General features: G+C 70.8%; 5 protein-coding genes. All 5 read left to right on the forward strand.

Annotated elements, in window-relative coordinates:
* Positions 1 to 106 precede the first annotated feature (106 nt).
* The 5 genes from ACFCV8_RS04005 to ACFCV8_RS04025 all read left to right on the forward strand — a co-directional run bounded on the left by ACFCV8_RS04005 (position 107) and on the right by ACFCV8_RS04025 (position 7037).
* Positions 107 to 1315, forward strand: a complete 1209-nt coding sequence (locus ACFCV8_RS04005) for a sensor histidine kinase (protein ID WP_376683651.1) — start codon at positions 107 to 109, stop codon at positions 1313 to 1315.
* 60 nt (positions 1316 to 1375) lie between these two features.
* Positions 1376 to 2740 carry a sensor histidine kinase gene (locus ACFCV8_RS04010; protein ID WP_376683652.1) on the forward strand — a complete coding sequence of 455 codons (1365 nt, stop codon included), beginning with the start codon at positions 1376 to 1378 and terminating at the stop codon, positions 2738 to 2740.
* Positions 2741 to 2920: 180 nt separating this feature from the next.
* Positions 2921 to 3595 carry a response regulator gene (locus ACFCV8_RS04015; protein WP_376683653.1) on the forward strand — a complete coding sequence of 225 codons (675 nt, stop codon included), beginning with the start codon at positions 2921 to 2923 and terminating at the stop codon, positions 3593 to 3595.
* 426 nt (positions 3596 to 4021) lie between these two features.
* Positions 4022 to 5977, forward strand: a complete 1956-nt coding sequence (locus ACFCV8_RS04020; protein ID WP_376683654.1) for a 2-oxoacid:acceptor oxidoreductase subunit alpha — start codon at positions 4022 to 4024, stop codon at positions 5975 to 5977.
* A complete protein-coding gene (locus tag ACFCV8_RS04025; protein WP_376683655.1) occupies positions 5970 to 7037 on the forward strand; it encodes a 2-oxoacid:ferredoxin oxidoreductase subunit beta in 1068 nt (355 codons plus the stop codon). Before ACFCV8_RS04020 ends, ACFCV8_RS04025 begins: the two co-directional genes overlap by 8 nt.
* Positions 7038 to 7080 lie beyond the last annotated feature (43 nt).

Raw genomic sequence — 7080 nt, forward strand, 5'->3', positions numbered from 1 at the left:
ATTCCCCGCGGACTCCTCGGGGAATGTCCTGAGGTGGGGTTATCCCCACCTCGCCCCACCCACGAGCCCCATGGCGTGCGGCGATCCGTACCGGCAGGCTTGACGCATGACCATGAGCCCCCAGGTGCCGGACAACGACCGGCCACCGCCCGCCCGACTCATCCCCGACCGGTGGACGTGGAAGGAGATCGGCCACCTGCTGGCCAATCTGCCGCTGACCATCGTCGAGTGCGTGTACGCGGTGTGCATGATCGGCGTCGGCGTGGCGCTCTCGGTCACGGTGGTCGGTCTGCCCATGCTCGCCGTTTCGCTGCACGGGGCGCGGCAGATCGGCCGGGTCGAGCGGGGGCGGGCGCGGGCGATGCTCGGGGTGCGGATCGAGGAGCCGAGCGCGATGGTCCGCTCGCGGCGGGAGACGGGGTTCTTCCCGTGGCTGTGGTCGAGCGTCAAGGACCCGGTGGGCTGGCGGGCGGTGCTCTACTCCTTCGTGCGGCTGCCCTGGGGCGTGGTCACCTTCGGGGTGACGCTGGTGAGCATGATCGCGCTGTGGCCGGTGCTTCCGTACATCACGCGGTTCCTCGCCAACGCGGACCGGGCGATGGTGCGCGGGCTGCTCTCCCCCTCCGACGAGTTGGAGCGCCGGATCGCGGAGCTGGAGGCGGACCGGGGGGTGGTCGTCGACACGGCCGCCGCCGACCTGCGCCGCATCGAGCGCGATCTCCACGACGGTGCCCAGGCCCGCCTCGTCGCCCTCGCCATGGGTCTGGGGCTGGCCAAGGAGAAGCTGACCGCCGACCCGGAAGCCGCCGCACGCATGGTCGACGAGGCCCACGGCGAGGTCAAGGTCGCCCTCCAGGAACTCCGCGATCTCGCCCGCGGCATCCATCCCGCCGTCCTCACCGACCGCGGACTCGACGCCGCCCTCTCCGCCATCGCCTCCCGCTGCACCGTCCCCGTCACCGTCAACGTGGATCTTCCGGCGCGTCCCGCGGAGGCCATCGAGGGCATCGCGTACTTCACCGTCTCCGAGCTGCTCCAGAACGTCAGCAAGCACAGCGCGGCTCGCTCGGCGACCGTCGAGGTCTGGCGCACCGGCAGCCGGCTGATGCTCCAGGTCACCGACGACGGCCACGGCGGGGCCAGCATGGACGGCGGTACGGGGATGGCGGGGCTGGCCGAACGGCTGGGCGCGGTGGACGGGCTGTTCGTCCTGGACTCGCCGGTCGGCGGGCCCACCACGGTCACCGCCGAACTGCCCTGGCGCGACCGCGACGCGTCGAAGAGGGCCGGGCCCCGGAACCTCCGGCGCGGCTGAGCGCACCCACCGATCCACCGGCAGAAGCAGAAGCAGCACTGAGATGAAACGGATACTTCCATGGCCACGGCATACGGACCGGACACGCGGGACGCGCGGGACCCTCGGCAGACCGGGGCCGGTCTCGGGGACCGCTCCCCGCTGAAGCGTCTGCTGCCCGCCGCGCTGCGCGCTCCGATCGAGGGCAGGACCTGGCGCGAGCTCGCGTATCAGGTGCTGAGCGTGCCGATCGGCCTGGTCCTGTTCGGTTTCTCGATCACCCTGACGTCGCTGGGCGTGGGCCTGCTGATCACCTTCCTCGGGGTCCCGGTCCTGGCCGGCACGCTGGCCATGTGCCGGGGCTTCGGCGCGCTGGAGCGGATGCGGGCGCGGGCGCTGCTCGGGACGGACGTGGCGGCCCCGGAGCCGGTGCGCGGGCGGACCGGCGGCCTGATGTCCTGGATGGGCGCGTCGCTGAAGAGCGGGGCGTCCTGGCGGCATCTGCTCTACACGCTGGTCCACTTCCCGTGGGCGCTGATCTCCTTCAGCATCACGGTGCCGCTCTGGCTGTGCGGCTGGTTCACTCTCACGTACCCGCTCTGGTACTGGTTCCTTCCCGCGCATGTGGGCCGCGACGGCATCCAGATGTACGCCGACGCGGACCGCACGGTGTACCTGGACACCCCGACCGGGATGCTGGTGTCCGTCCTGACCGGTCTGGTGCTCGTGCTGGCCATGTCGTGGGTGGTCCGGGGGCTGGCGTACGTGGACCGGGCGATGGTGCGCGGGCTGCTCGGGCCGTCCAGGCTGGCGACCCGGGTCTCGGAGCTGGAGTCCGACCGGGGAGTGGTCGTCGACACCGCCGCCGCCGACCTGCGCCGCATCGAGCGCGACCTCCACGACGGTGCCCAGGCCCGCCTCGTCGCCCTCGCCATGGACCTGGGCCTGGCGAAAGAGAAGCTGACCGCCGACCCGGAAGCCGCCGCACGCATGGTCGACGAGGCCCACGGCGAGGTCAAGATCGCCCTCCAGGAACTCCGCGACCTCGCCCGCGGCATCCACCCCGCCGTCCTCACCGACCGCGGACTCGACGCCGCCCTCTCCGCCATCGCCTCCCGCTGCACCGTCCCCGTCACCGTCAACGTGGACCTGGCCGAGCGCCCGGCCCAGGCGATCGAGGGCATCGCGTACTTCACCGTCTCCGAGCTGCTCCAGAACGTCAGCAAGCACAGCGCGGCTCGCTCGGCGACCGTCGAGGTCTGGCGCACCGGCAGCCGGCTGATGCTCCAGGTCACCGACGACGGCCACGGCGGCGCCGACCCCTCGACGGGCAGCGGGCTGGCCGGGCTGACCGAGCGGCTGGACGCGGTGGACGGCGTCCTGGTCGTGGACTCCCCGCAGGGCGGGCCGACCCGGATCACCGCGGAGCTGCCCTGGCGCGGCTGAGCGGGCGCACGCACCGGGGCAGGGCAGAAACGCGCCGGCCGGGCGCACACAGTAACCGGACGCTTGCGCGACATCCGGACGAAGAGGACACGTCATCTCCCACGCGGGAAAGCTGGAATGCTGGGGACCGTACGAACGGGACCGAACAGCAGAGACAGAACCAGTGGGGGATGCGGCTTCATGGTGGAGGACAGGGTGCGAGTGGTCATCGCCGAGGATTCGGTGCTGCTCCGGGAAGGGCTCACCCGGCTGCTGACCGATCTGGGGCATGACGTCGTCGCCGGGGTGGGCGACGGCGAGGCGCTGATCAGAACGGTGGGCGAGCTGGCGGCGCGGGACGCGCTGCCCGATGTCGTGGTCGCCGACGTGCGGATGCCCCCGACCCACACCGACGAGGGCGTGCGGGCGGCGGTGCGGCTGCGGAAGGACTACCCGGGGATCGGGGTGCTGGTCCTCTCGCAGTACGTGGAGGAGCAGTACGCGACCGAGTTGCTGGCCGGGTCCAGCCGGGGCGTGGGCTATCTCCTGAAGGACCGGGTCGCCGAGGTCCGGGAGTTCGTGGACGCGGTGGTCCGGGTGGCGCAGGGCGGGACGGCGCTGGACCCCGAGGTGGTGGCGCAGCTGCTGGGCCGGAGCCGTAAGCAGGACGTCCTGGCCGGGCTGACGCCGCGCGAGCGCGAGGTGCTCGGGCTGATGGCGGAGGGCCGGACGAATTCCGCGGTGGCCAAACAGCTGGTGGTGAGCGACGGTGCGGTGGAGAAGCACGTCAGCAACATCTTCCTGAAGCTGGGGCTGTCCCCCAGCGAGGGAGACCACCGCCGCGTCCTGGCCGTCCTGACGTACCTGAACTCCTGAGCTGCTGAACTCCTGAGCTGCTGAGCTGCTGAGCTGTCGGCCCGTCCGCGTACCCGGCCCCCGAGCCGTCGGCCCGTCCGTGTGCCCGGGCCCCGGCCCGTCGGCCCGTCCGCGCATTCGCCTCCCCCGGTCCGTCGGCCCGTCGGCCCGTCGGTCCATCGGCGTGTCCGGCCCCTGACCTGCTGACTCGCCCGCAACGGACCTGGAAAGCTGACACATTGTCAGATACCGTGCCGTCCCCCGGATGCCCGCCGGACATCCGGGGGACGCATGGAACGCGCCAAAAAGGCATCGGTTCGTGTCCCGAATTCGCCTCCATCATGTGATCGGTCAGGGGAAGGCATCCCTTACAGAAGTAGGGTGGGCTGTAGGGACTGTCGGCATGCCGGCGGGCCCGAGCCGCCGCCGCTAGGGAGGTCCAGTTCAGTGACCAGCCAGGTCAGTAGCCCAGCCGGACAGGCCGATGAGGCCAGCGAGGCGCTCGTCGGGGGCCAGCGCGCCCCCCGCTCCAATGACACGGGAGCAGGCGAGAAGGAGATCCGCCGTCTGGACCGGGTGATCATCCGTTTCGCGGGTGACTCCGGAGACGGTATGCAGCTCACCGGTGACCGCTTCACCTCGGAGACGGCGTCGTTCGGCAACGACCTGTCGACGCTGCCGAACTTCCCCGCCGAGATCCGCGCCCCCGCAGGCACCCTGCCGGGGGTTTCGTCGTTCCAGCTGCATTTCGCGGACCACGACATCCTCACCCCGGGTGACGCGCCGGACGTGCTGGTCGCGATGAACCCGGCGGCGCTGAGGGCGAACATCGGCGATGTGCCGCGCGGCGCGGAAATCATCGTGAACACCGACGAGTTCACCAAACGCCCGATGGCGAAGGTGGGGTACGCGACCAGTCCGCTGGAGGACGGTTCGCTGGACGGATACCACGTCCACCCCGTGCCGCTGACGACGCTGACGGTCGAGGCGCTGAAGGAGTTCGGCCTGTCCCGCAAGGAGGCCGAGCGCAGCAAGAACATGTTCGCGCTGGGCCTGCTGTCGTGGATGTACCACCGCCCGACCGAGGGCACCGAGGCGTTCCTGCGGACGAAGTTCGCGAAGAAGCCGCAGATCGCCGAGGCCAACGTGGCGGCGTTCCGGGCGGGTTGGAACTTCGGGGAGACGACGGAGGACTTCGCCGTCTCCTACGAGGTGGCGCCCGCCACGCAGGCCTTCCCGCCGGGCACGTACCGCAACATCTCGGGGAACCTGGCGCTGTCGTACGGGCTGATCGCCGCCGCCCGGCAGGCCGATCTGCCGCTGTACCTGGGCTCGTACCCGATCACCCCGGCCTCCGACATCCTGCACGAGCTGTCCAAGCACAAGAACTTCGGTGTACGGACCTTCCAGGCCGAGGACGAGATCGCCGGGATCGGCGCGGCGCTGGGCGCCGCCTTCGGCGGTTCGCTCGCCGTCACCACCACCTCGGGCCCCGGTGTGGCCCTCAAGTCCGAGACGATCGGGCTCGCGGTCTCCCTCGAACTGCCGCTGCTCGTCGTCGACATCCAGCGCGGCGGCCCGTCCACCGGCCTGCCGACCAAGACCGAGCAGGCCGACCTGCTCCAGGCGATGTACGGGCGCAACGGCGAGGCCCCGGTGCCCGTGGTGGCCCCCAGGACCCCGGCCGACTGCTTCGACGCCGCGCTCGACGCCGCCCGGATCGCCCTGACCTACCGCACCCCGGTCTTCCTCCTCTCCGACGGCTACCTCGCCAACGGCTCCGAGCCGTGGCAGGTCCCCGAGGTCGACGAGCTGCCCGATCTGCGCGTCCGGTTCGCCACCGCCGCCAATCACGAACTGGCCGACGGCACCGAGGTGTTCTGGCCCTACAAGCGCGACCCGCAGACCCTGGCCCGCCCCTGGGCGGTGCCCGGCACCCCCGGCCTCGAACACCGCATCGGCGGCATCGAGAAGCAGGACGGCAGCGGCAACATCTCCTACGACCCGGCCAACCACGACCTCATGGTCCGCACCCGCCAGGCGAAGATCGACGGCATCACCGTCCCCGACCTGGAGGTCGACGACCCGGACGGCGCCCGCACCCTGGTCCTCGGCTGGGGCTCCACATACGGCCCCGTCACCGCCGCCGTCCGCCGCCTGCGCAACGACGGGCAGGCCATCGCCCAGGCCCACCTGCGCCATCTGAACCCCTTCCCGAAGAATCTCGGCGAGGTCCTGGCGCGCTACGACAAGGTGATCGTCCCGGAGATGAACCTCGGCCAGCTCGCCACCCTCGTCCGGGCCAAGTACCTCGTCGACGCCCACAGCTACAACCAGGTCAACGGCATGCCGTTCAAGGCCGAACAGCTCGCCACGGCACTCAAGGAGGCCATCGATGGCTGACACCGACGTGGCCAACCAGCTCCTGAACCTGGTGCCCAAGGCCGAGGCCAAGCAGTCCATGAAGGACTTCAAGTCGGACCAGGAGGTCCGCTGGTGCCCCGGCTGCGGCGACTACGCCGTGCTCGCCGCCGTGCAGGGCTTCATGCCCGAACTGGGGCTGGCGAAGGAGAACATCGTCTTCGTCTCCGGGATCGGCTGCTCCTCCCGCTTCCCGTACTACATGAACACCTACGGGATGCACTCCATCCACGGCCGTGCCCCCGCCATCGCGACCGGGCTCGCCACCTCCCGCCGCGACCTGTCGGTCTGGGTCGTCACGGGCGACGGCGACGCCCTGTCCATCGGCGGCAACCACCTCATCCACGCGCTGCGCCGCAACGTCAACCTGAAGATCCTGCTGTTCAACAACCGGATCTACGGCCTCACCAAGGGCCAGTACTCCCCGACCTCCGAGATCGGGAAGATCACCAAGTCCACGCCGATGGGTTCGCTGGACGCCCCGTTCAACCCGGTGTCCCTGGCGCTGGGCGCGGAGGCCTCCTTCGTCGCCCGCACCATCGACTCCGACCGCAAGCACCTCACGAGCGTGCTGCGCGCGGCGGCCGACCACCCGGGCACGGCGCTGGTGGAGATCTACCAGAACTGCAACATCTTCAACGACGGCGCCTTCGAGGCGCTGAAGGACAAGGACCAGGCGCAGGAGGCGGTGATCCGCCTGGAGCACGGGCAGCCCATCCGCTTCGGCACGGACAACGCAAAGGGGGTCGTCCGCGATCCGGCCACCGGTGACCTCCAGGTCGTCGACGTCACCGCGGAGAACGAGTCCCGCGTCCTGGTCCACGACGCGCACAGCACGTCCCCGACCACGGCGTTCGCGCTCTCCCGCCTGGCGGACCCGGACACCCTGCACCGCACCCCCATCGGTGTCCTGCGCGACGTCGAGCGTCCGGTGTACGACACGCTCATGGCGGAGCAGCTCGACACCGCCGTCGAGCAGCGCGGCAAGGGCGACCTCGGGGCCCTCCTCGCCGGGAACGACCACTGGACGGTCGTCGGCTGACCCCGCCACCGGTACGCACCGCCGTCGCCGGACGGGCTGAACT

Origin of the sequence: Streptomyces sp. NPDC056347 (assembly GCF_042262625.1) — a bacterium.
In the GTDB taxonomy this organism is placed as follows: Bacteria; Actinomycetota; Actinomycetes; order Streptomycetales; family Streptomycetaceae; genus Streptomyces.

Excerpts from the sequence above, each read along its gene's own strand:
- ACFCV8_RS04025 (WP_376683655.1), top strand. The coding sequence starts at position 5,970 with ATGGCTGACACCGACGTGGCCAACCAGCTCCTGAACCTGGTGCCCAAG.
- ACFCV8_RS04015 (WP_376683653.1), top strand. The coding sequence starts at position 2,921 with ATGGTGGAGGACAGGGTGCGAGTGGTCATCGCCGAGGATTCGGTGCTG.
- ACFCV8_RS04010 (WP_376683652.1), top strand. The coding sequence starts at position 1,376 with ATGGCCACGGCATACGGACCGGACACGCGGGACGCGCGGGACCCTCGG.
- ACFCV8_RS04005 (WP_376683651.1), top strand. The coding sequence starts at position 107 with ATGACCATGAGCCCCCAGGTGCCGGACAACGACCGGCCACCGCCCGCC.